The organism is Actinomyces timonensis (assembly GCF_040702965.1).
Lineage (GTDB): Bacteria > Actinomycetota > Actinomycetes > Actinomycetales > Actinomycetaceae > Actinomyces > Actinomyces timonensis_A.
Window position 1 is genome coordinate 2,200,326 of sequence record NZ_CP159989.1, and the last position, 22,854, is coordinate 2,223,179.

Consider the following 22,854-nt stretch of genomic DNA (forward strand, 5'->3'; position numbering starts at 1 on the left):
CTCACCAGTGAGCGCGCGTGGTCTCCGTGGGGCCGTCGAGCTCGGTGAACCCGGCGTCGACGACGCTCACGGGCCTGCTCGCCATCCCCCAGGAGGCGCGGTCCGGGCGCTCGAGGCGCACCCGGAAGCCGTCAGCGGCCCAGGCCTCCCGCAGCGCCTCGGGCATGGCCGCGCCCTCCCAGGCGAGCTGGGCGGCGTGGGCGGCCTGCGCGCAGAGCTTCCCGGAGGTCATCCCATGCAGGGGCGTCACCTCGATGGTCACCAGCGCCCCCGACGACGCCGATCCCGCCCCCAGGGAGATCCTCTCCCCCGCGCTGGCGGGGTCCTTCTCAATGGCGGCGGTGATGGCGGCGGGCGGGGGCGGGAGGGCCGCGCCGTCGGGGAAGTGGGTGCCCTCCACCTGGGTCTTGGCCAGCGGCTGCGGAAGGGGTCGGACGGGGCCGGGGACGAAGGCCCGCGCGGCGGCGCGCCCCCAGCCCAATGGCCCGTCCTGCTCCACCGTGAGGCCGGGCAGCTCCTGGACCTCCTCCCAGCGCTTGCCCCGGGCGCGGCGCACGAGCTTGCGGATTCGGCCGTCGCGCCAGTGGTCGACGGCCTCGGCCCACGGCCCGCCGGGGGCGCTGCGGGGGTCGGCGAGGAGGCTGACGACAGCGCGGGCGGCGACCTCGGCGACGTCGATCGACCGCGGAGGGGCGACCTTGTCGTAGCGCACGGCGATCTGCATCGCCCAGGGGACGGCGTGGTCCGGGTGCCCGGTGATGGAGTGGCGCCCCTCCTGGGCCGCGGCGCTCACCAGCCGACCCCGGCGCGGGCGGCGGCTCGGGCGCGCTCGCCGCGGGCGACGATGGAGCCGCGGAGGCGGCCCAGGATCCACACCGCGAGCGCCAGGACGAAGAACCCGCCGATGAGGAATCCCATCCAGGTCAGCCAGTCGTCCTTGTTCGGATCGAGGAACCTGTACATGGGGCGGCCGGCATGGCGGGTGTCCCACATGTACAGCAGAATGTAGGGCAGGAGGGTCATCGTCCAGGTCACGGGCGTGGAGAGCCGCAGGAGGTTCTGATTGCGGCCCACGAGAACCCAGTCCAGGGCCACGGCGGCGGGCAGCGCCAGGTGCGGGATCCAGCTGATGGGGCTTTCGAAGCCGCCCTTCAGGAGCAATCCGAAGACGAGCCCGGTGAACACCGCCATGACGACCGCCAGGCCCCGCACCCACTGGCCGAACGCGCGCAGCCCCAGGCTGAAAACGCCCACGCGGCCCACGAGCGGCTCGAGGAGGGCGCCCGCCACGGCCACGAGGACGACGGCGTTGCTCAGGGTGGTGAAGAATCGGAGCTGCTGGAGGACGAGGGCGTGCCCGCCGACGATGCCGTCGGCGCGCAGCGCCGGCTCGAGCTGGAGCCAGAGCCCGTAGCCCGCGAGCCCGGCGATGGCGGCGCGCCAGATCCAGGCGAGCATGACCGCGTACCAGGAGGGCCCTGGGCGGGCGGGGAGCGGCAGGGGAAGCTGCGGGGCCGGCGCGCCCACGGTCGGGCCCGCGGGCATCATCGGCGGGGCCTGCTGGTAGGGAGAAGGCATCGCGGGCCCCTGGGGCTGCGGGTAGGGCGCGGGCAGGGCCTGGTAGGCGGGGGCCTGCTGCGCGACGGGAGGCAGGTAGGCGGTCTCCGCGGGCATCTGAGGCGCCAGAGGGGCCCAGGGCGCCGGGTCGGGGTAGCCGACCATCTCCGAGAGGACGGCGTCGCGGGGCAGGGCCATCGTCTGGGCGAGCGGCGCCTCGGCGGGAGTGGCCGCGCCGTCGGGGGCGGCATCGGCGCCGCTGGAGCCCTGGGCACCGCCAAAACCGCCATAGCCCTCGATCCCCTCATAGCCGGAGAAGACGTCAGTGGCGACGGCGTCGGCGGCCTCGTCGCCGACCGCGCCCGCCTCGGTGGCGGAGGGCATCGACTGGGTCGGCTGGTCGGTCCAGGAGCCATAGCGCCGTGGGGCTCCTGCCGCGTCGCCGTCGGGCCGCGGGCTTAGGGGCTCGGCTCGGTACTCGCTCATAGAAGGAATTCTCGCGCGCCGTCGCCGTCAGCGCCATGGCGGGCGCGCGGTGGCGGGGAGCACTACCCCGCGCGACGGTCGCCATGGCGCCGTCGCGGCCCTCACTCAGATCAGGACACGCCGGTGGCGCATCCGCCCGCAGGACGACCACTCCATCCGCGAAGCCCGTTACGGTGCCGCGTATGACACAGCAGCTCGTCCCCGGGGCGCCGTCCGGCGGGCCCCTGGACTCCCAGGCCCCCCAGATGGTCCAGCCACCGGTGCGGCCCCCAACCCTGTTCAACGGGGCGACCGTCCACGGATGGTTCGGGATCCGCGCGCTACGCCACCCCAAGGAGCTTCCGCTGATGGCCGCCTGCGGGCTGCTGACCCTGGGCGCCTATGCCGCGTGGTTCGGCCTCATCGCCTGGCTGATCGCCGTCCCTGAGCCCACCGAGGCAGGGGCGGCGGTGCGCTCGTTCATCATGAACTCCCTGGGCCAGTACCTCCTCCTCGTCCCCCTCCTCCCGATCCTCCTGTGGGTGGTGCGCGCCATCATGTACGCGCAGCAGCGCGCGCGGGGGGTGCAGATGAGCTTCACTCAGTTCCCCGAGGGATACCGGATGGTCGTGGAGGCCGCGCGCGATTTCGGGCTACGGCGCGTGCCGGACGCCTACGTGATGCTCGGGAACGGGAAGATCAACGCCTTCGCCGCTGGGCACGGGCACCGCCGCTATGTCGTCGTCTACTCCGACCTGTTCGAGGTGGGCGGCTCGGCGCGCGACCCGGAGGCGCTGCGCTTCGTCATCAATCACGAGGTGGGGCACCTGGCCGCGGGCCACGCCTCCTTCCTGCGCCTGGCGATCACGACGCTGGGCATGCAGGTCCCGCTCATCGGGTCGGCGCTGAGCCGAGCCCAGGAGTACACGGCGGACAACCACGGCTACGCGGCGTGCCCGCAGGGCGCTCCCGGCACGATGGGACTGCTCGCGGCCGGGAAGTACCTGGGCGCGCAGGTGAGCTTCCACGCCCTGGCGGATCGCGCCGTGACGGAAGGGGGCTTCTGGCTCCACATCGCCTCCTGGCGGGCGAGCCACCCCGTGCTGACCTGGCGCGCGCACGCCCTACGGGACCGCAGTCGGCCGGGCCGGCTCATGGCCCGCCCGAAGCAGGGCGTCCTCGCCGGGCCGATCAGCCCCGTGGGCCGCGATAGCAGCAAGACATGGCCGACGCCGGGGCAGGTCCTCGCCTTCATGGACGCCACCCGGCCCAGGGTGGCCGCCGAGGAGCAGTTCGGGCGCTACCCGGGGGTCGAGTACGACGTGCCGCGCGACGCCGTGCGCCTGGCCGATCCCCGGCCGGTCGGCCGCTGACAGCCGCTGACGGCGGGAGGCCCGGCGGGGCGGCTCAGACCGCGCCGCCGGGCCCCTCTTCCACCTCCGGGCGCGCCTGGGGCTCGCGGACGAGCAGCGCGCCATCACCGGTGGGGAAGGTGATACCGGCGTAGTGAGGGCGCTGCTCCACCTTCGTGAAGCCGGCGGCGAGGTGGCTGGCGACGACGGCGTGCTCACTGGCCTCGACGAAGGCCCACAGTGGGGCGCCGGGGTCTGCGGCATCGACCGCCTCGGCGAGACCCTCGAGAAGATCGCGGCCGATGGGGCGGGTCTTGGCGGCGGGGTCGAGGATGAGGCCGGTGACCATCCAGGAGGCTTCCCGGCCCTCGTCGGGGTCTGCGGGCAGGACGAAGGCGCCCGCGAGGGCCACGGAGACCGCAGCGTCGACATCGTCGGGATGGGCGGGATCCTCCAGGGAGGCGAGGACGAGCACGGGGATCGAGTCGATCATGGCGGGGGCGGCCTCAAGCGCCTCCTGGATCGTGGTCCCCCGCAGCGCCAGGAGCTGGGCGACGCGGTGGGTGTCGCGGGCATCGGCCTGCCAGAGCATGAGGCGCCCGTCGGCCAGGGCGGCGGCGAGAGCGGGGTCGGCGGGGGCCGCGAGGGCTCCGGGGGCGGCGCCCGGGCCCGCGGCGGCCTCCCCGGCCAGCTCGGCGGCCGCCGCCGCAAGGATCCCGTCGATGGGCCCGGAGGGCGTCGAGTTCGTCATGGCCTCAGCCTAGACAGGCGCCGGGGCCCGATGGCGAGCCGCGGCCGGCCATACTCCCGTGGTCCGCCGCGCCGTCGCTCCCCCAGGGAGCGCCGCGCCCACCGACGCATATCTCACACCCAGTCTCCTGACCTCACGGTTCACCCCAGAAATCGCTGGAATCACGGGGATTCACAGCTCGTGAGGGCAGTCCGCGCAGGTATCCTCGCCAGGCGCGACGCTCCCGGATCCGGCAGTGGCGCGCCTCCCCGCGCTCCACCCTCCCCAGGAGGTGCCGGGAATCCCGAGGAGACTGATATGGCTCTGCCCGACCCCACCAGCGAACCAAGATCCCCAGGCGCCCCCAGGCGCGCCCTGCGCTGGGCCTTCCACGCCATCGCGCCGGTACTCGTCAGCGCCGCTCTGGCGGCGATCGGCTCGACCCCCGCGCTCCCCGCGCCCGCCGCCTCCGCCGCCTCCGGCCCAGCGCCCGCCGCCTCCGATGAGTCGATCCACATTCTGTCCTTCACGGATTCCGACGTCATCGTGCTGCAGAGCAACGGACGCTTCGCGATGGTCGACTCCGGAGAGGATAAGGACTACCCCCGCGGGGACGATCCCCGGTACCCGCTGCGCCCCGGCGTCATCCAGGGAGCGCCGAACGAGGACGCCATGTGGGCTTACCTCGACGAGCTCGGCGTCAACCCCACCAACCTCAAGTTCTACATCGGCACCCACGCGCATTCGGACCACATCGGCACGGCTGACACCGTCATCGAGAAGTACCACCCCAAGCGGATCTACACCCCCGAGTACTCCGACGCCTGGATATCCAGCAAGAACAACCTCTGGGACAACCAGTACGTCTACGACCGGATGATCGCCGCCGCCCGCAAGGCCCAGGCGGAGCACGGCTCCGCACTCATCCAGCACCTGGTCCCAGGCGCCCCCGTCACGCCCTCCCCCAGCGCCCCCACAACCGCGTCTCCCACCTTCGACTTCGGGGACATGCGCATCGAGATCGTCAACTACGACGAGTCCTACAAGCAGCCCCCTTATATCTACGACGCCAACGAGAGCGCCTGGGGCGTCAAGGTCACCGCCCACGGGCGCTCGGCGTTCCTGGCATCGGATATCGAGAACTTCTACGGCGACGAGGACCGCCTGGCCCCACTGATCGGCGACGTCGACGTCCTCAAGCTCGGCCATCACGGCTCCGTCTCCTCCAACAGCGAGGGCTTCCTGACCACGCTGCGCCCCGAGATCGCCTTCCAGACCGGGCGCTTCGAGACCCTGTCGCCGGCCACGCAGCGCGTCCTGGACCGCCTCGGCACGCGGTGGTACTCAGCGGATGAGCTCCGCGCCTCCGGGCGCATCAGCTTCGTCGTCGCCCTCGCCGATGACGGCGTCCACCTCTCCGACGTCGACGCCGCGAGTGACGGGCTCGTCATCCGCGCCCGTCAGGCGAGCAGCCCCCATGCCGCGGCCTACCGGCACGGCGTCGCCGTACCGCTGACCGGCTGGCGACGGATCGGCGGGGACTACTTCTGGTTCTCCAGCAGCCCCTACGCCACCGAGGGCGGTTGGGCGAGCTGGAAGGGGGCCTGGTACTTCCTGGGCCCCGACGGCGCGATGAGGACCGGCTGGGCGCAGGACGACTCGTCCTGGTACTACCTGGGAGCGGACGGCGCGATGATGAGCGAGTGGGTCCGCGTCGGCTCCTCCTGGTACTATCTCGCCCCCGGTTCCGGGAGGATGGCCGCCAACCAATGGGTGGCCAGTGGGTCCACCTGGTACCACCTCGGCGCCTCGGGCGCCATGTCCACGAGCAGGTGGATCCATTCTGGCGCCGCCTGGTACCACGTGGGCGGCAGCGGCGCGTTGACCACCGGCTGGCTGAAGGACGGGACCACCTGGTACTACCTCGACCACTCCGGGGCCATGCGGGCCAACAGCTGGCTCAACGAGGGCAGCACCTGGTACTACCTCACCAGCTCCGGCTCCCTGGCCACGGGCAGCGTCACGGTCGACGGCGTGGAGCGCTCCTTCTCCCCCTCGGGTGCTTGGCTCGGCTAGGGCCGACGGCCTGGGGCAGCGGGCCCGGCGCCTGCGGGGCTGTCTTCCAGCGCGAGGGACGCGGTACCGTGGCCTCAGTGGAGAACCCCTACAGGAGATCTCATGACCGTCCTTGATCCGATGTCGTGCACCCCTGCCGACCTCGCGAACCCTGCGATCACCCAGATGGATCTCGCCCGGGTCGCCCAGTTCCGCCCGGATCTGCATCCGCTCGTGCGCAAGCACCCCGCCTGCTACCCGGAAGCTCGCCATGTGGATCGAGCAACGGGCCGCCCTCCTGGAGCCCGATGCGGCCGAGCAGCCGAGCGCTGAGCGGGCGGTGTCGGACGACGGCGCCGCGGCGGATTCCACGCGGGCATCCGCGGCATCGCCAGCGGCCTCGGAACCGTCGTCGCGCTCAGCCTCAGGCACTGCCTCGGCGTCGGCGACGACGGCCTCCACCACGCCGATCAGAGACTCCGCCAGGGCCACCGCCTCGCCCGCGCAGGCGAGCGACTTCGAGCCCATCGAGCCGCCGACGCGGGGCGGGCCCGCCGCCCTGGCCTCCCCCGCGTCGGCGGACGACACGGCGACCCCGGTCGGCAATATCGCCTCGCCCGCCATCGTCTCGGCGCATTCGGCCCGCTCGGCGCGCTCCGCCCCCGAGATCATCCCGCCCGCGTCCGCCCCGGAGATCATCACCGCGGTTCCTGGCATGGGGGTCCCCGCCGCCTCTGAGCCCACCGCCCCCGCGGCGGCGGTGCCCGGCGCCCCCGGCAGTGGCGAGACGCCGTCGGGCCCCAGCGACGATCCCGTGAGGAGCAGCGCGCCCCGGACATCACCCGCCCCCCTCATCCCCGCCTCCGCGGTGCCCTCGGCGGTCGACCAGACCACCTCAGGGGGGCCCTTGCCGAGGGACGAGGACGGGGCCGCCTCCCGCTGGCACCGCCTCCTGCTGTACGCCGTGCCGGGGCTGGCCGCCCTGTGCCTCGTCTCAACCTTCCTGCCGATCGTCACCATCACCTTCGACACGGGGACCTGGTCCTTCAACTACTGGAACGGGGACGGCCTCCAAGAGGCGCTCATGCTCCTGGCGGTCTTCATCATCGTGACCGGCATCGGCCTCGCCGCGATCATCACCCCGCGGCGGTCGCGGCTGATCCTCACGGGGATCGCGGGCACCGCATCCGCCCTCCTGGCGATCAGCGACGGCTTCCGGAACATCTTCCGATTCTCTGGGGGCGCGCCGGGCATAGAGGGCGCCACGGGCGCCTCCGTCGGCTCCGGCGCGACCCTCCTGGCAGTCGGCGGCGTGGTCCTCCTGCTCATCTCGGTCCTCCACCTCGCCTTCGCGATGCGGGACGAGCCGGGCGCATGAGCGGGCCGGGGTGATCAGCCCTTGTCCTCTCACAGCTGACACGAGGCGTCGTCCTCGCCCCGCGCGCGGCGGGTGGGGATCCCTGCCCGTGCGCCGCGCCGCCATCCCCGCTACGGTGTCCCTACACCACCTACTTCCCAGGAGCTCGCATGACGGCCATCGACCCCTTGTCCTGCACACCTGCTCACCTCGCAAATCCTGCGATCGCCCCGGGGACGCTCGCGCAGATCGCACAGCACCGCCCCGACCTGCGGGCATCTGTCCGCCAGCATCCCGCCTGCCCGCCCGATCTCGCCGCGTGGATCGACCAACAGGCGCTCCAGCAGCCGCAGTACCAGAGCGCGCCCGCCCAGTACGGCACCGTCGGGCCCCAGGCCGGCGCTGCGGCGGGCGGTGCCGCGAGCACCAGGACATCCTCGACCTGGCACACGATCGCGCTCATCGCCGGTCCGGTGATCGGGCTGCTCGCGATCATCGCGTCCTTCCTGCCCGCTGTCGCCGTGACGATCGGCTCCCGGAGCGATTCCTCCAACTTCTGGGATATCGACGACAAGAGTTACGACGTGCAGATCCTCATCGCCAGCCTTCTGGTGATCGCGGTGGGCATCGGCGCGTTCTTCGTGAGGAAGTTCCCCGTCGTCCTCGGCGCGGGGGTGATCACAGTCCTGGGCGGGATCTGGGACGGCATCACCTGGTTCAACGCCAACTCGGAGATCTCCGACGCCCAGAAGACCGTCAAGCAGGCCAAGAGCAGCTATGGCAGCCTCGGCGGCTCTTTCGAGGTCAGCAGGGGCGTGGGCATGTACATGCTGATCATCGCGGTGCTGTTGCTCCTGGCCTGCGGAGCGGCGATCATCGCCGCCGGGCTGCAGCTTCGACCAGCCGCTGGGATCGCGGCGGGCCCCGGCGGTTACGGCGGGCACCCCGGCGCCGTCCAGCCCGGCGCCCACATGGCCACCGGCCCGCAGATGCAGCCGGGCGCCCGGCCCTCGCCGTACCAGCAGCAGGGCCCCTACTACCAGTAGGCCCTTCTCGCGCAACAGATACCGGCCCCGTCTCCTCCAAGTGAGACGGGGCCGATGTCGTCGTCCACAGGGCCGCCCGGGAGCACTGGGAATCTGTTGCCATAATGGATCTCAATCATCCCTGGAGTCACATCTGTCCCACGCTCGTGCTCCTCGACTCGAAAGGCCCTTCATGCCGTCTCGCGCCCTCTCATCTGCCGCATCGTTCACCCTCGCCGTCACGGCGTTCAGCGGCGTCGCCATTCCCGCCAGCACGGCCGTGGCCGCGCCGCCCGCCGCCGTCGCCCACGCGCGGACCACCGGATGGGTCGCGAACGGCGGCCAGTGGTACCACTTCGGTCTCAATGGGGAGAGGACGGTCGGCTGGCTGAAGGACGGCGGGCGCTGGTACTTCCTGCGCGCCCACAGCGGCGCGATGGCCACCGGCTGGGTCAAGGACGGCGGCTCCTGGTACCACCTCGCCGACTCCGGCGCCATGACCACCGGCTGGGTCAAGGACGGGACCACCTGGTACCACCTCGCCGACTCCGGCGCCATGACCACCGGCTGGCTGAAGGACGGGACCACCTGGTACTACCTCTACGGCTCGGGGGCGATGGCCACGGGCACCGTGCCCGTCGACGGGCGCGCCTCACGCTTCGCCGCCAATGGGGCATGGCTGGGCTATGCCGATTTGACCCCGGTGCTGGCCGCGCCGTCATCGAGCCGGGAAGCGCTCATCTCCTCGATGGCGAGCGCCTACCGCTCCTCCGGAAGGCCCTACCCGTCGTCGGCGCTCAGCGCTGGGGGCGCGCCCACGATCGAGGCGTTCGCAGGGATCATCTACGACGAGGCGACGGCGGAGGGGGTGAGCCCCGAGCTGCTGTTCTGCCAGGTGATGAAGGAGACCGCCTGGCTGCGCTTCGGCGGTGATGTGAGCATCGGCCAGTTCAACTTCGGGGGCCTGGGGGCCACGGGCGGTGGCGCCCGCGGCGCCTCCTTCGCGGACGTGAGGACCGGTCTTCGCGCCCAGGTGCAGCATCTGCGCGCCTACGCCGATCCCTCCGTCTCGGCGTCCTCACTCGCCCACCCGGTGGTGGACCCGCGCTTCTCCTATGTGCGCAAGGGCGCCGCGCCGTACGTGCAGTACCTGGGGATCAAGGAGAACCCGGCCCGCGTCGGCTGGGCGACCGACCCCGGCTACGGAACGAGCCTGGCGGAGATGATGCGCGCCTACTTCGGCTGATCGGCTCCGGCGCCACCCGTCGGGCCCGTCAGCCAGCGGGGCCGACGGGCCCGACGCGGGAGCGGGGCGCGACGGGCCCCGATGGCGCGGATCGGCGTGAAGCTGGCGTAGAACCGGCATGGAGCCGGCATAGCATGCTCCGTGAGCAGCGGCGTCGAGGAGCGGCGCCATCGAGCCGTCCCACTCCTCGTGGTGGGAAGGAGAGGAAGCGGTCATGGGCGTTGAGGGCCCGGGCGGCGCGCGGAGGCCGGCCTCCGATGGGGGCGCTGTTGATGCGTCCGCTCTCGTTGATGCGCTGCGTGATGCGACGGCGGTCGGCCGCCCGCAGGAGGCGATTGCGCTCGCGGGCGTCGTCGCTGAGCTGGCTCGCGAGTTGGGTCCGGAGGACCACCAAGTGCTGGGGGCTCGCTTCCACCTGGCCCGGGCCCACCGCGCGGCCGGGGATCCGGAGTCGGCGGTGACGCTGCTAGAGCAGGTGGTCGCCGGGACCGAGGGGCTGCTCGGGCCGGATTCTCCCCAGTCGCTCACCGCCCGCAGCGCCCTGGCCAGCGCCTGCGCGGACGCGGGTCGGGCGCGCGAGGCGGTGGCTCTCCATGAGCGCATCGCCGACGACGCCGCTGGGCTGCTGGGCCGAGGGCATCCCGATGCGCTGTCGGCGCGGAACAATCTCGCCCGGGCCTGCGAGGCTGCCGGTGACACGTCTCGGGCGCGCTCCCTGTACGAGGCACTGGTGCGCGACGCCGAGGCCGTGCTCGACGCCGCGCACCCGTACCTCGCCCTGTTCCGCCGCAACCGTGATCGGCTGCGGCCCGATGCTCAGAGGTAGTGGGCGCGGAGCTCGGCGGGGTCCTTCGGGGACAGGTCGGCGAGGGTGACGTCGAAGACGGTGCGCGCGCCGGTCTGGCCGCGCGCGGCCATGCGGGCGGCGGCGCGGCCCATGGCGGCCACGACGGAACCGGTGAATTCGGGGTTGGAGTCGAGGGCCAGTTCGAAGGTGATGCGCTCGGCCACGCCGTCGGAGGTCCGGCCGCGGCGGATGACGGTGCCGCCGTGCGGGATGCCGGCGTGCTTGGCGGCCATCTCCTCGGCGGAGATGAAGGTGACGGTGGTGTCGTAGTCGGCGAAATAGTTGGGCATCTCGACGATCTCCTTCTCGATGCGAGCGAGATCAGCGCCCTCGGCGGCCACCACGTAGCAGTCGCGGCGGTGCATGGAGCGGGTGGTGAGCTCGACGTCCTCACCGGACTTGACGGCGTCGACGGTCTCGGTGACCGGCAGCGTGTACTGGCGGGCGTCGAGCACGCCCTCGATGCGGCGCACGGCGTCGGAGTGGCCCTGGGAGACGCCGGGGCCCCAGAAGGTGGTGGTGGCACCGTCGGGAAGGACCGAGTCCCCCAGGACGCGCAGCATGGAGAACAGGCCCGGGTCCCAGCCCGTGGAGATGATGGCGAGGTGCCCGGCACCCTTCGCGGCGGCGTCGACGGCGGCGAAGTAGCTGGGGATCTCAGCGTGGGTGTCGAAGGAGTCGACAGTGGTGAAGTACGCGGCCGCGGCGGGGCCCTGCTCGGCGAGGTCGGTGGCCGATCCCCCGCAGTTGAGGCAGACATCCACCTTGTCCGCCCAGGCGGGCATGTCGTCGATGTGGGCGACAGGGGCGCCCTGGGTGGTGACCGAGGCAGGATCGCGGCGGGTGAAGACGACGACGAGCTCCATGTCCTCGCTCTTCGAGATGGCCTGCTCCGCGCCCCGCCCGAGGTTGCCGTATCCGTTGATCGCGACCCTGATCATGAGTCCTCCTAGGAGTTCGTCGTGCCGTCCCTTGGCGTTCGGGCCACGGCTCGGGCAGGGGCCCGGCCGGGGACCGCAGAAGAGTAGGCATCAGCCATATGTCCAGCGCATGACGATCGCCCTGCGGACGTCGGCGCCCCGGCGGCGCAGCCCCGGCGCGCGGATACCGTCTCGGCCCGCAGATACCGTCTCATTCTTGTAGTTTGAGGGCGCAAGGACGGGACGAGACGGTATCTGCGGGCCGAGGGCGCAGGGACGCGTGTTCCTGGGCGAGGCCGGAACCGGCAAGGTCTACCCCGTCGGACGGATCGCCCCATAGGCGTGCCGTACACTTCCCGTGAGAGTTCTTGGCCTCGCATTCCCATCCCTGATTTCCCACGGCACGGTCGAGATTCCGGCTCTTACCCGCATGCTCCACCATCGGAGGCGGCGCACGGGTCACCACATGGAGGAATCCCATGAATCACCTTCGTCGATCGGCTATCGGGGCGATCTCCGCGCTCTCTCTGCTGGGAGCGGTCATTCCAGCAGCTGTCGCGGATGAGCTCCCCTCTCCCATCCCCTCTCCCACAGCCGTTGCGACACCGCCTCAGCCCGCGCCCACGCCTGCGCCTGCGCCCGCGCCGATGATCCAGGCGGGTTGGGTGCAAAGTGGCGGCAAGTGGTACTTCTACGAGGCGGGCGCGCTCAAGACAGGGTGGATCGCCCAGGGCGGCACCTGGTACTACCTGATGCCCGACGGCGCGATGTCCACCGGCTGGGCCCACGACGGCAAGGCCTGGTACTACTTCGACTCCACGGGCGCGATGCAGTACGGCAGGTGGCTGGAGTCGGGCGGCACCTGGTACTACCTGAAGGCGGACGGCGCGATGGCCACCGGCTGGGCCCAGGACGGCGGCTCCTGGTACCACTTCACGCCTGCCGGCGCGATGGAGAGCGGGACGTGGATCAGCTCGAGGGGCAGCTGGTACTACCTGACGGCGTCGGGCGCGATGGCGACGAGCATGTGGGTGGGTGACTACTACCTGAGAGCGGACGGCGCGATGGCCACCGGCTGGGCCCAGGACGGCGACACGTGGTACCGCTTCAGCGGGAATGGGAAACTGGTGAGCCGCTACTACCCGGGGACGTACACGTGCCCGAGTTGGGCGCCCATCAAGGGCAATGCCCAGTCGAAGATCTATCACCGCCCCGGTCAGGGCTCCTACGACCAGACGAAGGCTGAGGAGTGCTTCGTCAGCGGCGCTGACGCGGAGCACGCCGGATACCGCGCCGCGAGGAACTGATCTCCCGCACCAGAAAGAGGCCGCCGGGCACGGCGCATCAATAGCCCGCGCCATGAGCCGGGCGGACGACCGGGGCGCGCGGAGCCACTGCTCCGCGCGCCCCGCGCTCTTCGCCGACCCGGAGGGGCCGACCGCTGTCGACTCAGTCCTCGGTGAGGTCCTTGATCGTGGCGTCGGCAGCCGCGCGCTGGACGGCCTCGGTTCCCTTGACCGCGGCCGCCTTGGTCTCATAGGCCTGCCCGGTGGCAACGATCTCGCCGTTGCCGGCCTTGAGGCGGAAGCGGAACTTTCCGGCTCCGTCCTCGTACACCTCGAACTTGCTCGCCATCATCTTCTCCTCTGTTTCATGGACGACTCAGAGCGAGTATGACACGGCAGGCTGGTCCCGTGAAGCGACTCGCGGCGCCTGGAGAGCCTCGCCCCACACAGTCGACGACGTCGCCCCCCCTCGCAGTGGCTCCTCGCCACAGGGCGGCGCACTGAAGCAAGGCCGGAGGCGCGGCGCACGAGCGGGCCCATCAGCCTTCGCGCCTCGCGGGCGCCTGAAGTCGCTTTCAGGGATTCACGCCCGAACCGGTCTCGGGCGGCAAGTGGGGACCTGCCCGCTTTGCCGAGTCCGGCACCGCATATGCGATGTAGGCCGTGCGCGCGCTAGCCCGCGCTCAACGCCGCAGGAGATCACGCCCTCGACGCTGGCGGTGAAGTGGGTCGCGCCGAAACGGCGCGCCAATCGCGACGACCCCAGAAACAACAGCTGGAGCATCGATCATATGGCCCGCCGTTCCGGCACCCCACCCCATAATATGCCTACTGGCGCACCAGGTTACGGTTCTTCAATCGGAAGACGACGTCCGCCTTCTTCGACAGCTGGGCCGAGTGGGTCACCACGATGACGCACCTGCCCTCCTCATGGGCGAGGCGCTTGAGGATCTCGATCATCTCCCCAGCCGTCTTGCCGTCCAAGTTGCCGGTCGGCTCGTCAGCCAGGATGACGGGCGACTTCGAGGCGAGCGCGCGAGCGATAGCCACGCGCTGCTGCTGACCGCCGGAGAGCTTCATGACATTTCGCTTCGCCTCGTCCTCGGACAGGCCAAGCTCGAGGAGCGAGTCAATCTTCGCCTTCGGGTCAACCAGCTTCACGTTCTCCAACGGCGTGAGGTAGTCGATGAGGTTGTAGTTCTGAAAGACCAACGAGACATTGTGCTGACGATGGTGCGCGTACCCACGCTTGGCGACGTCCTCACCATCGATGAGCACCTTGCCTTGGGATGGCGCGTCGAGGCCCGCCAGCAGGCCGAGGAGCGTGGACTTGCCCGCGCCAGAATTTCCGATGATGGCATAGAAATTGCCCGACTCGAATTCAGCGTTGACGCCGTTCAAAACGCTCTTATTCACGTCTTGGTAAATAAAGGAGACCTTCTCGAGCTTCAAAGTGGTCATGACAATCCTTCCTAAAATCTCAAATGCGCACGTGGGCGCGCTCAGCTCATCTTGGCCAGAATTTGCTTCGGCTGCAACCGCAGGATCGGGGTCATCGCGATCAGCAGTGAGACCGCCACGATCGCCAGCACGGCCACGAACGAGAATGCGGCTGCCGCGACAAGCGCGCCCAGCGGCACGCTGACGTCGCCTACCACGCCGGCGCTGACAGTGCCCAGCACGTAGCTGGAGATGAAGTACCCGACGACCTCGCTGATGACGAGACCAATGATGAAGCTGGGGATCGCCAGCATCAATAACTCAGAGATGAACTGGGCGAATAGGCGCCGCTTCGAGTGACCGATCGACAACAGGACGCCGACCTCGTGGATGCGTGAACGGGTCCAGAAAGCCAGAACGAACACGAGGATGGCCGCGCCTGCAGCAAGCACCGCCCACAACAGGCGGGAGATCAGCGTGGTCAGACCGGCCACGGAGTCGAGAACGCCGGCCGCGGCCGATGTGTTGTCTTTGAGATCCAGGCCTTCCGCGAGCCTCGACCTGGCCTCCTTCGTCGCCACATCTAGGTGATCACGCGAGTCCGTGTAGAAGGTGGCGGTACTGACAGCGTCTTTCCCGGCAAGCCGTTGAGCGCTCTTCAAATCCGTGTAGATCGGCGTCTCTTGCCCACGTCGCGCGTTCTCAGTGGTCTTGTAGATTCCCACGACGCTGAGCGTGACGGTCTCTTCATTCTTCGTCAGCGTCAGCTCGTCACCGACCTTCAGCTTACGCAGAGCCGCATCAGAATCGGAGAGAACCGCGCCCCTGCCATCGCGAAGCCTGGTGAAAGCGTCGTTAACGCCCTCCGTCAACTCGACCTCCTTCTTCTCGAAGGCTTGAAGCTGGGAAATGTCACTGACCCCCAACACCGATTGGAAGCTGCCATCAGCGCCCTCAGCAGAGGACAGGAACGTGAAGTTGTGACCGACCACGTGCGGGGTTGAGAGCAGTGAGTCAGCGGCATCCTGGTTGAAATCGCCAGCCGGGGAGGTCACAGTGAAACCGGGCTTGACCTGGTTCTCAGCAACGGCGGTCACCGTGTTCAGGGTGCTCGTGATGACTCCTTGCAGCACGAACACGGCCGAGATCAGCGTGATGATGAGAGCAAGGACAAGGCTCTTCGTGCGTCGCCGAGCGATGGCGAGGCGCGCTTGTTGCCAGAAACTCATGGACTATCCAATCTGCGTGAGGAGCCGCTTGGGCTTCTTCATCAACATCGGGAAAGATGCGATGAGGGTGGCCACAATGATGAGCGCGACGCCGGCAATGCCGATAGTAATGAGGTGACTCGGTTCAATGGTAACCGTCACATGATCGATTGTCTTCTGGAATGTCGACGTGGTGTAGTCGGCCCCCAGGTTGTAGCCCCCGCGGATGCGTTCGGCCGCTTGAGATGATGCCCGCGACACAATGTTGTCCCCCAAGGCCTGGGCGACCAGTTGGGCCGTACCGAACGAGGCAGCCAGCGCTAGGGCGAATACTATGAGGTTCTCGGTGACGTACTGGGCGAAGATTTTCGCTTTGCTCACGCCGACCGAAAGGAGGATCCCCGTCTCCTTGCGGCGCTCATTGAGCCATAGGAAGAGCACGAGGGCGAGCGCGGCAACCGCGAAGACGGACGTACCGATGAAGGTGGCCCGCAGCAACGAGTTGATACCGGTCAGCGCGGCACCGACACCGCCGAACAGGTCGGAGTTCTTGTGGATCAGGTACTTGTTCCAATCGAAAGGAAGCTTCCGCGCCTCCTTCATGACCTTATCAAGATCGCTGACGCTCTTCACGAAGAAGGCGGCGTCGTGGTAGTACTCGTTCTCCGGCGTCAAGCCGAAGAGCGAGCGAGCGGTATCGAGATCGGTGAAGACAGCGTTCTGGTAGAGCTCCGTGCGCAAAGTCGCCCTGCCGTTCCCCTCCCCAGTGAACAGCCCCACGATCTCAGAATCCACGGTGGCGTTCGAGTGGAAACGATTCTCCTCGTCGTGCTCGTTAGCCTTGAACGTGAGCTTGTCACCGATCTTCAAGCCGTTCTTCTCGGCAAACTCCTTGTGCACGAGGACCTTGTGGTGGTCGCCCTCCTCAAGGTGACGGCCTTCAACGAGCGTGAACGTGCCCGCGCGGAAAGCAGCATCCAGGTCGGACCGGTTGACGGGATTGATGGGCAGCGCCTTGCCAAATTTCTCCTCGTTCTTCTTGGAGTAGTCATTCGCCTGGCCGGGGAGTCGGAAAATCTCCGCGTTGACCACGTCGGCCACCGCGGAGTTCAGGTTCAGCGCATACGATGTGACCCCTTCGAGCTTGGCAACCTGCTCAATCATCGCGCGCGTGACCGTACCGCCACCACGCGCAGTGCCCAGGTTCGTCTCCCGGTTATTCTCAAGCAGGAACCCTGAAAGCAGCTGAGAGTTGAGCTTATCGCCCGTCTCGGCAACCGACTCGCGCACAGCGAATGTCGACAGAAGGAGGGTGGACGCGGTGAGGAGCACCAAGAAAATGGTTAACGATTTCACCAGCTTTCGAGAGGTATGAAGCCATGCTCGTCTGAGAAATGACATCCAGAAGTACCTTTCACACTAGTCGCGATCTTGATCGGTCTCACTATACGGAGCAAGGCTATGGACGACCTGTGCGCCAGCAATGATCTGTCACAGAAACGGGGGATCATGGTGTGCAGCGGATCACGCGAAGAAGTTCTTCAACCCCGGGTAGCGCGCTCATACGAGGTGACGGCGCGCGCCATATCAAGGCTAACACTCTCGTCCTGCGCCAAAGATTCGAGGTCCTCGATAGTAGCGTCACGGATCAATCTCTCATTACCGACTGCGATGCCGCCGCAGGTCAGAAGAATTGAATCGTCACAGGCTAGGGGCCGTCGCGCCCCGCAAGCGGATCAGCGTCCTCATCGGGGCGACAGGACGGGGAGCCCGCGGGATTCCCGCCCAGCGGCTCCGACGCGGAGGCGCCTCCTACACGTTGAACCGGAACTCCACGACGTCGCCGTCGGCCATGATGTAGTCCTTGCCCTCCATGCGGACCCTGCCGGCGGCGCGGGCCTCGGCCACGGAGCCGTACTCCATGAGGTCGTCGAAGGAGACGATCTCCGCCTTGATGAATCCTCGCTCGAAGTCCGTGTGGATGACGCCGGCGGCCTGGGGCGCCGTCGCCCCCTTGCGGATCGTCCAGGCGCGGGCCTCCTTCGGCCCCGCCGTCAGATATGTTTGCAGTCCCAGGGTGTCGAATCCGACCCGCGCCAGCTTGTCCAGGCCGGACTCCTCCTGACCGTTCTCGCGCAGCATCTCCGCAGCCTCCTCGGGCTCGAGCTCCACGAGCTCGGCCTCGAACTGGGCATCGAGGAAGATCGCCTCGGCGGGCGCCACCATCGCCCGCAGCTCGGCCTGGCGGGCCTCGTCGGCCAGCCCGGCATCATCCGTGTTGAACACGTAGATGACCGGCTTGGTCGTCATGAGCTGGAAGGAGCGAAGCGCCTCCGTGTCCACGCCCGCCTTCTCCGCGGCGCCCGAGGCCACGGCGGCGGACAGCATCGTCCCCTCCTCCAGGATCGCCAGCGCCGCCTTCGCCGTGTCCAGCACCACCGGATCCGTCTTCCTGCCGCGCACCTCCTTCTCCAGGCGCGGGATCGCCTTCTCAAGGGTCTGGATATCGGCCAGCACGAGCTCGGTGGCGATCGTCTCGATATCCGAGGCGGGGTCCACCCTGCCGTCCACATGCACGACATCCGGGTCGTCGAAGGCCCGCGTCACCATGCAGATCGCGTCCGCCTCGCGGATATTCGCCAGGAACTGGTTGCCCAGCCCCTCCCCCTCGCTCGCGCCGCGCACGATCCCCGCGATATCCACGAAGGAGACCGTCGCCGGGACCTCCCGCTCGCTGTGGAAGAGCCCCGCCAGCCGCCTCAGCCGCTCATCGGGCAGGGGGACGACGCCGACGTTCGGCTCGATCGTCGCGAAGGGGTAGTTGGCGGCCAGGACGGTCGCGCGGGTCAGAGCGTTGAACAGGGTGGACTTGCCGACGTTGGGCAGTCCGACGATTCCGATAGTGAGTGCCACGAGCCGAGTCTAAACGCGCCCGCTGACGCGCTCGCGCCATGGGCGCCCAACGCCCTCGGCTCGCCCCGCGGCTCACCGTGCCCGTCCCGCGCCGGCGCCATCGCAGGCCCCGCCGCGGCCCGGAGGGGGCGCGCCTCCCCTCAGGCCAGCGCGAGCGCGAGGTCCTGGATGGCGATCGACCACGTCGGGAACAAGTCGCCGATCCGGTTGCCCACCAGGGCGATCGCGAGCGTCCCCGCCACGCAGGCCAGCGCGAGCACGACCAGGCGCGCGCCCACCGGGCGGGCCCCCCGCAGGAGGGCCCTGGCCGTCCTCAGGCGACCAGGACCGGGCGAGGCCACCGGCGCGGGCTCCTCAGCGCGGTCCTCCGCCACCCCCGCCGAGGCCTCGGCCGAGCGCGCGCGGCCCGGCAGCGCACCGCTCAGGCCCCGCAGGCGGCGCCGCGGCCCCGGGATGCCTCCCCCGCGCCACGGGACGATCGCCGCCACGCTCAGCGCCAGCGCCACGACCCACATGAGGCTGATCGTCCCGATCCCCCGGATGCCGGTGAGCGCCTCCGGGAAGGCCCCCCAGGAACCCGTGTCGGACCCGCCTCCGGCACCCGCCGCGGAGTCCCCACCGGCCTGGCTGTGGATCTGCTGGCCGGAGGACGGCCCCTCGGCGCTCGGGACCGACAGTGGAGCATCGGCGGCCACCGGGGACTTCAGCTGCGCGCCCCACCAGGACAGCGCCTTCGGGAAGGTCTGGCGCCACAGCGTGGCCGAGTGACCGCCGGACTGCGGGGTCACCATCTCAAGGGTGTCCGTGGACGGCACCGCCCCGGGGAGATCGCCGCGCAGGTCCGCGGTGCCCGCGTCATCCTTCGCGGCCACCTGCCACATCCGCAGGCCCTGGTGGGCGCGGGTGCGCAGGAGGGTGCTCAGGGTGTTGGCCCTCTTGAGCTCATCGGTGGTGGACATCGCCCCGGTGAAGGGGACGTCGAAGCCGGACATGCCAACCACGTAGCCGTAGGCCTCCGAGCGCATGATCGCCGTCCAGGTCGCGCAGAAGGCCCCTGAGGACACGCCGCCGATCGCCCAGCCCGAGCGGTTCGGGCTCGTGTTGGGGAAGGACGCGCGCACGACGGCGGGGATATCGTCCTGGACCCACGTGCCCACCTGGGCGCGCCCGACGACATCCGCGCAGTCGGGCATCGCGGTCTGGCGCCTGTCGGCGCTCAGGCTCGGCAGGACGAGGATCGCGGGGGGCATCTGGCCGGCGTCGATCGCCGCCTGCATCGCCGAGGCCGCCTTGAGAGCGGTGACGACGCCGTCGGGACTCCCGGGATCGCCGTGGAGCATGACGAGCACGGGGTAGGTCCGGCCATCGGTCGGCGAGTAGTCGCGCGGCGTCCATGCCCAGACCTCCTGGGTGACGCCGCTGCGCCGCCCCGTCACGGAGGCCTTCGAGAAGCCCGTGTAGTCCGAGCCGCCCTTGATCGGCGTGAAGGCGGCCGCGTCGTCAGGCATGGGCGCGGGCGGACCGGAGGGGATCGACGTCGGCTCCTCGGGGACGGAGACCACGGCCGGCCCGTAGCCGGCGAAGGCTCCCGATCCCCTGATCTGGGCGAGAACGTCCCCAACGGTCCGCGCGAAGCCGAGGTGCGCGTTGGCCCGCGCGCTGACGGCGCCGACCACGAGGATCTGGGTGAGGACGACGGCGAGCAGCGCTCCGAGGAGCGAGGAGCGGGGGAAGCGGCGCCGCCCCGGGCGGTTCCGCGCCCATAGGAGGACGGCGGTGGCGAGCATGACGATGACAGCGACGATGCCGAGCCCCCGCACGAACCAGGGCGCGACGACGCTGATCTCGGAGATGCCCGAACGTTCTAAAGGCGCGGCGGCGGGGCCGTTCAAGGATGCGGCCATCGGTGGGAGCACGACGCGAGGGAGATCAGGCACGGAGAACATACGGGGAACATGATGCAACACCAGCAGCGCGATGGGGGCGGGCCTTAAGACCTCCTCATTGGTGTCGGATCCCTATGGTGCTATCGGTCCATGACCGATGCCCTCCCTCTCCTGACAGCCCTCATCGTCGGCCTCATCGTGGGCCTGATCACCGGGATCGTGCTGGGCAGCGCCCGGGCGCGGGCCCGCGCCGCCGCCGCGCTCACCAGTGGCGATGACGCCGCCTCCAGGCTGCGCGCCGAGGCCGCCGGATGGCGTGCCCGCGCCGAGGCGCTGGAGTCCCGCGCCCAGGCCGCCGAGGAGCGCTCCGATCGGGACGCCTCCGTCTTGCGGGCCCTGGCGCCGGTGAGGGCGCAGCTTGAGCGGGTCGGGGCGAGGGTGGAGGAGATGGAGCGCCAGCGCGCCGCCCAGCACGCCACGCTCACCGAGCAGCTGCGGGCAGGCGCCGCCTCCGAGAAGGAGCTGCGCCGGGCCACCACCGCCCTGGAGGGGGCGCTGCGCTCCCGCAGCGCCCGGGGCGTGTGGGGCGAGGTGGAGCTTCTCCCGCGTCCTGGAGGCCTCGGGGATGATGCGGCATGTCGACTTCTCCGAGCAGCGCGGCCTGAGCGGCCTGGGCCCCGCCGGGGCGCGCGGCACCGGGGGCGGTGCCACCGGTCGGCCCGACGTCGTCGTCCACCTGCCGGGGAAGGCGCACGTGGCCGTGGACGCGAAGGTGCCGCTCGATTCCTACCTGCGGGCCTGCGGCCTGGACGGCTCGCGGCGCGCCGCGCCGGGGGCCGAGGATGGGGCGAGCGAGGCGCGCGGCGTCTCGCCGGATGAGCGCGGCCGCCTCCTGCGAGCCCACGCCAGGGCTCTGCGCTCGCATATCGACGCCCTGGCCGACCGCCACTACGACCGCTCGCTGGAGGGCTCGCCCGAGATGGTCGTGCTCTTCATCCCCGCTGAGCCGATCCTGTCCGCCGCGCTCGACGCCGATCCCACGCTCATGGACCACGCCCTCGATCGCGGCGTCGCCCTGACCACGCCGGCCTCCCTGCTCGCCCTGCTGCGCACCTGCGCCCTCGCGTGGGCGCGCACCGCGGTCAATGAGGAGGCCGCCGAGCTCCTGGTCCTGGGGCGCGCCCTGTACCAGCGGTTGAGCACGGTGGCCGATCACCTCACCGCCCTCGGCAAGGCGCTGACCCGCTCGGTGTCCGCCTACAACAAGGCGGTGGGCTCCGTGGAGTCCCGCCTGCTCGTGACCGCCCGCGGCTTCGAGTCCCTGGGCGAGGGCCTTCCCAGTCCCTCCCCCATCGGCTCGGAGGACGCCCAGGTGCGCTCCTTCAGCGCCCCCGAGCTCACGGGCGGGCAGGATGAGTAGGCCCCTGCGCCCCGCTTCCCCTCACCGGCCCGCCGGGAAGCATTGCCGGGCGTCAGCAGGTGTGATCGGCGACGGGCTCGCGGCGGCGGTGCTCGGGCGCGGAGTCCCCCGCGGCCGCCTTGAGGTCGGCGCGCAGGTTCTTCGGCAGGGAGAAGGTGATCTTCTCCGTGGCGGTGCGCACTTCCTGCACATCCGTGAACCCCAGGCCCCCCAGGTGCTCGATGACCTCGCGCACGAGGATCTCCGGCACCGAGGCCCCACTGGTCAGGCCCACGGTCCGGGCGCCGTCGAACCAGGCGTCGTCGATCTCCCGCGCGTAGTCCACGCGGTAGGAGGCCGGGGCGCCGGCCTCCAGCGCGACCTCGGCCAATCGCACCGAGTTCGAGGAGTTCCCCGAGCCCACGACGAGCATCACGTCGGCGTGCGGGGCGATCGCCTTGACCGCGGCCTGACGGTTCTGGGTCGCGTAGCAGATGTTGTCCGTGGGCGGGTCGATCAGCTCCGGGAAGCGCTCACGCAGGAGGCGCACCGTCTCCAGCGTCTCGTCCACCGAGAGCGTGGTCTGACTGATCCAGGCGACCTTCGAGGGGTCGCGCACCACCACGCGGTCCACCTCCTCCGGGCCGTTGACCACCTGGATGCGCTCGGGCGCCTCTCCCTGCGTGCCCTCAACCTCCTCGTGGCCCGTGTGCCCCACGAGGATGATGTCGTAGTCGTCACCCGCGAAGCGCACCGCCTGCTTGTGGACCTTGGTCACCAGGGGGCAGGTCGCGTCGATCGTCTGAAGGCGGCGGGCGGCGGCCTGCTCATGGACCTCCGGGGCCACGCCGTGCGCGGAGAAGACGACGCGCGCACCCTCGGGCACCTCGTCGGTCTCGGAGACGAAGATCGCGCCGCGCCTGGTCAGGGCCTCCACGACGTACTTGTTGTGGACGATCTCCTTGCGCACGTAGATAGGCGTCCCGTAGTGGGCCAGGGCCTGCTCGACGGCGTCGACCGCCCGGTCCACGCCGGCGCAGTAGCCGCGCGGGGCGGCCACGAGGATCCTCTTGGCGCCGCCCGCGGGCGGGACGACTGTCGCGGTGGAGGGCGCGGGGGAATCTGTCACGGTCTCACTGTGCCACAGCGCCGCTCCGGCCCCCAGGCG

General features: G+C 70.0%; 17 protein-coding genes and 2 pseudogenes. 8 read left to right on the forward strand and 11 right to left on the reverse strand.

Translation table 11 applies throughout. The features are described 5' to 3' along the window. Nucleotide 1 precedes the first annotated feature (1 nt). Complete coding sequence (locus ABXS69_RS09540) at nt 2–724, reverse strand: peptidyl-tRNA hydrolase (protein ID WP_366181589.1); 723 nt, start codon at nt 722–724, stop codon at nt 2–4. A 65-nt stretch (nt 725–789) separates the two neighbouring features. Next, the gene (locus tag ABXS69_RS09545; protein ID WP_366180426.1) at nt 790–2,043 is read right to left on the reverse strand and encodes a hypothetical protein; all 1,254 of its coding nucleotides are present in this window, start codon (nt 2,041–2,043) and stop codon (nt 790–792) included. 275 nt (nt 2,044–2,318) lie between these two features. On the opposite strand from ABXS69_RS09545, the gene ABXS69_RS09550 reads away from it, so the two are divergent. Next, nucleotides 2,319–3,395 carry a M48 family metallopeptidase gene (locus tag ABXS69_RS09550; RefSeq protein ID WP_366181590.1) on the forward strand — a complete coding sequence of 359 codons (1,077 nt, stop codon included), beginning with the start codon at nt 2,319–2,321 and terminating at the stop codon, nt 3,393–3,395. 34 nt (nt 3,396–3,429) lie between these two features. Here ABXS69_RS09550 and ABXS69_RS09555 read toward each other — a convergent pair whose 3' ends face one another. After that, nucleotides 3,430–4,125, reverse strand: coding sequence for a hypothetical protein (locus ABXS69_RS09555; protein ID WP_366180427.1), 696 nt, complete (start codon nt 4,123–4,125; stop codon nt 3,430–3,432). Between the two features lie 297 nt (nt 4,126–4,422). Between ABXS69_RS09555 and ABXS69_RS09560 the strand changes: the two genes are divergently transcribed. The 5 genes and pseudogenes from ABXS69_RS09560 (at nt 4,423) to ABXS69_RS09580 (ending at nt 10,613) form a co-directional block, all read left to right on the forward strand. Further along, the gene (locus tag ABXS69_RS09560) at nt 4,423–6,180 is read left to right on the forward strand and encodes an MBL fold metallo-hydrolase (protein ID WP_366180428.1); all 1,758 of its coding nucleotides are present in this window, start codon (nt 4,423–4,425) and stop codon (nt 6,178–6,180) included. Nucleotides 6,181–6,430: 250 nt separating this feature from the next. Then, nucleotides 6,431–7,537: a hypothetical protein gene (locus ABXS69_RS09565; protein ID WP_366180429.1), complete on the forward strand. Its 1,107-nt coding sequence runs from the start codon at nt 6,431–6,433 to the stop codon at nt 7,535–7,537. Between the two features lie 149 nt (nt 7,538–7,686). Further along, nucleotides 7,687–8,562 carry a hypothetical protein gene (locus ABXS69_RS09570; RefSeq protein ID WP_366180430.1) on the forward strand — a complete coding sequence of 292 codons (876 nt, stop codon included), beginning with the start codon at nt 7,687–7,689 and terminating at the stop codon, nt 8,560–8,562. A gap of 298 nt (nt 8,563–8,860) precedes the next feature. Beyond that, nucleotides 8,861–9,787 (forward strand): annotated as a pseudogene (locus ABXS69_RS09575) (glucosaminidase domain-containing protein); the annotation flags it as partial. Between the two features lie 214 nt (nt 9,788–10,001). After that, nucleotides 10,002–10,613, forward strand: coding sequence for a tetratricopeptide repeat protein (locus ABXS69_RS09580; RefSeq protein WP_366180431.1), 612 nt, complete (start codon nt 10,002–10,004; stop codon nt 10,611–10,613). Here ABXS69_RS09580 and ABXS69_RS09585 read toward each other — a convergent pair. Then, nucleotides 10,604–11,575, reverse strand: coding sequence for a diaminopimelate dehydrogenase (locus tag ABXS69_RS09585; protein WP_366180432.1), 972 nt, complete (start codon nt 11,573–11,575; stop codon nt 10,604–10,606). The two genes, ABXS69_RS09580 and ABXS69_RS09585, sit on opposite strands and share 10 nt — an antisense overlap. A 626-nt stretch (nt 11,576–12,201) precedes the next feature. On the opposite strand from ABXS69_RS09585, the gene ABXS69_RS09590 reads away from it, so the two are divergent. Next, on the forward strand, nt 12,202–12,861 hold the full coding sequence (locus ABXS69_RS09590) for a hypothetical protein (protein WP_366180433.1): 660 nt from the start codon (nt 12,202–12,204) through the stop codon (nt 12,859–12,861). Between the two features lie 142 nt (nt 12,862–13,003). On the opposite strand, the gene ABXS69_RS09595 is transcribed toward ABXS69_RS09590, so the two are convergent. The 6 genes from ABXS69_RS09595 to ABXS69_RS09620 all read right to left on the reverse strand — a co-directional run bounded on the left by ABXS69_RS09595 (nt 13,004) and on the right by ABXS69_RS09620 (nt 20,305). Next, nucleotides 13,004–13,189 carry a DUF1508 domain-containing protein gene (locus ABXS69_RS09595; protein WP_366180434.1) on the reverse strand — a complete coding sequence of 62 codons (186 nt, stop codon included), beginning with the start codon at nt 13,187–13,189 and terminating at the stop codon, nt 13,004–13,006. 479 nt (nt 13,190–13,668) lie between these two features. Beyond that, the gene (locus ABXS69_RS09600) at nt 13,669–14,301 is read right to left on the reverse strand and encodes an ATP-binding cassette domain-containing protein (protein WP_366180435.1); all 633 of its coding nucleotides are present in this window, start codon (nt 14,299–14,301) and stop codon (nt 13,669–13,671) included. A gap of 41 nt (nt 14,302–14,342) precedes the next feature. Then, a complete protein-coding gene (locus ABXS69_RS09605; protein ID WP_366180436.1) occupies nt 14,343–15,509 on the reverse strand; it encodes an ABC transporter permease in 1,167 nt (388 codons plus the stop codon). Nucleotides 15,510–15,512: 3 nt separating this feature from the next. Next, nucleotides 15,513–16,820, reverse strand: coding sequence for an ABC transporter permease (locus tag ABXS69_RS09610; RefSeq protein ID WP_366180437.1), 1,308 nt, complete (start codon nt 16,818–16,820; stop codon nt 15,513–15,515). Nucleotides 16,821–17,300: 480 nt separating this feature from the next. Continuing rightward, a complete protein-coding gene (gene ychF / locus ABXS69_RS09615) occupies nt 17,301–18,401 on the reverse strand; it encodes a redox-regulated ATPase YchF (RefSeq protein ID WP_366180438.1) in 1,101 nt (366 codons plus the stop codon). A 140-nt stretch (nt 18,402–18,541) separates the two neighbouring features. Beyond that, nucleotides 18,542–20,305: an alpha/beta hydrolase-fold protein gene (locus tag ABXS69_RS09620; RefSeq protein WP_366180439.1), complete on the reverse strand. Its 1,764-nt coding sequence runs from the start codon at nt 20,303–20,305 to the stop codon at nt 18,542–18,544. 132 nt (nt 20,306–20,437) lie between these two features. Here ABXS69_RS09620 and ABXS69_RS09625 point away from each other — a divergent pair. Then, nucleotides 20,438–21,707, forward strand: a pseudogene (locus tag ABXS69_RS09625) (DNA recombination protein RmuC). Nucleotides 21,708–21,759: 52 nt separating this feature from the next. Here ABXS69_RS09625 and ABXS69_RS09630 read toward each other — a convergent pair. Continuing rightward, nucleotides 21,760–22,815: a 4-hydroxy-3-methylbut-2-enyl diphosphate reductase gene (locus ABXS69_RS09630; RefSeq protein ID WP_366180440.1), complete on the reverse strand. Its 1,056-nt coding sequence runs from the start codon at nt 22,813–22,815 to the stop codon at nt 21,760–21,762. Nucleotides 22,816–22,854: the final 39 nt, after the last annotated feature.

Coding starts and splice junctions, on each gene's coding strand:
- ABXS69_RS09540 (WP_366181589.1), bottom strand. CDS start 724: ATGCAGATCGCCGTGCGCTACGACAAGGTCGCCCCTCCGCGGTCGATC.
- ABXS69_RS09545 (WP_366180426.1), bottom strand. CDS start 2,043: ATGAGCGAGTACCGAGCCGAGCCCCTAAGCCCGCGGCCCGACGGCGAC.
- ABXS69_RS09555 (WP_366180427.1), bottom strand. CDS start 4,125: ATGACGAACTCGACGCCCTCCGGGCCCATCGACGGGATCCTTGCGGCG.
- ABXS69_RS09560 (WP_366180428.1), top strand. CDS start 4,423: ATGGCTCTGCCCGACCCCACCAGCGAACCAAGATCCCCAGGCGCCCCC.
- ABXS69_RS09565 (WP_366180429.1), top strand. CDS start 6,431: ATGTGGATCGAGCAACGGGCCGCCCTCCTGGAGCCCGATGCGGCCGAG.
- ABXS69_RS09570 (WP_366180430.1), top strand. CDS start 7,687: ATGACGGCCATCGACCCCTTGTCCTGCACACCTGCTCACCTCGCAAAT.
- ABXS69_RS09580 (WP_366180431.1), top strand. CDS start 10,002: ATGGGCGTTGAGGGCCCGGGCGGCGCGCGGAGGCCGGCCTCCGATGGG.
- ABXS69_RS09585 (WP_366180432.1), bottom strand. CDS start 11,575: ATGATCAGGGTCGCGATCAACGGATACGGCAACCTCGGGCGGGGCGCG.
- ABXS69_RS09590 (WP_366180433.1), top strand. CDS start 12,202: ATGATCCAGGCGGGTTGGGTGCAAAGTGGCGGCAAGTGGTACTTCTAC.
- ABXS69_RS09595 (WP_366180434.1), bottom strand. CDS start 13,189: ATGGCGAGCAAGTTCGAGGTGTACGAGGACGGAGCCGGAAAGTTCCGC.
- ABXS69_RS09600 (WP_366180435.1), bottom strand. CDS start 14,301: ATGACCACTTTGAAGCTCGAGAAGGTCTCCTTTATTTACCAAGACGTG.
- ABXS69_RS09605 (WP_366180436.1), bottom strand. CDS start 15,509: ATGAGTTTCTGGCAACAAGCGCGCCTCGCCATCGCTCGGCGACGCACG.
- ABXS69_RS09620 (WP_366180439.1), bottom strand. CDS start 20,305: ATGGCCGCATCCTTGAACGGCCCCGCCGCCGCGCCTTTAGAACGTTCG.